Source organism: Alienimonas sp. DA493 (assembly GCF_043951915.1).
In the GTDB taxonomy this organism is placed as follows: domain Bacteria; phylum Planctomycetota; class Planctomycetia; order Planctomycetales; family Planctomycetaceae; genus Alienimonas.
On the sequence record NZ_JBINJD010000340.1, the window covers coordinates 1 to 824 of the forward strand.

General features: G+C 73.3%; 1 protein-coding gene. It reads left to right on the forward strand.

All coding sequences use genetic code 11. The features are described 5' to 3' along the window. Nucleotides 1-824 (forward strand): S41 family peptidase (locus ACG2DA_RS22900; protein ID WP_395259026.1); only part of this gene is annotated, 824 nt, incomplete at both ends.

Below are 824 nucleotides of genomic sequence, written 5' to 3' on the forward strand. Positions count from 1 at the left end.
ACCGCCGTGATCTTCGAGTACCTCGCCGGGGCGACCAACGCCCTGGACGACTACAGCGCCTTCCTGTCGCCCGACGGGCTGGCGGCGCTGTACGGCAACATCGAGGGGAACTTCGTGGGCATCGGCATCGAGATCGAGGCGGAGCCCGGCCGCGGCCAGTTCCTCCGCAAGATCCTGCCCGGCAGCCCGGCCGAGGAGGGCGGGGCGCAGGCCGGGGAGTACATCAGCGCCGTGGGCGGGGTCGACTGCCGGGACCTCTCCACCGACGAGGCCGCCAAGCTGCTGCGGGGGCCGGAGTTCAGCGCGGTGGAGCTGGAGATCACCGGCGCCGACGGCGTCGCCCGCACCGGCCGGTTCGTCCGCCGCACCGTGGAGGTCGCCAGCGTGGAGAAGGCCGAGATGGTCGAGCCCGGCGTGGGCTACATTCGCATGGGCGGCTTCCAGGAGACGACCGCCCGCGAGATGACCGAGGCGGTCTCCGCCCTGCGGCGGCGGGGGATGACGAAGCTGATCTGGGACCTCCGCGGCAACCCCGGCGGCCTGCTGGACGCGGCGGTCGACGTGCTGGACCTGTTCGTGGACCAGGGGACGCTGGTGAGCACCCGCGGCCCCGCCGGCGGGCAGACGCAGACCTACCGGGCCCGCAACGCCGGCACGCTGACGGCCCGCGACCTGGAGCTGGTCCTGCTGGTGGACGGCGACAGCGCCAGCGCCAGCGAGATCGTCGCCGGCTGCCTGCGGGACCACGGCCGGGGGACGATCGTGGGCCGCACGACCTACGGCAAATGGAGCGTGCAGAGCATCGTCGATCTGGGCGACGCCCC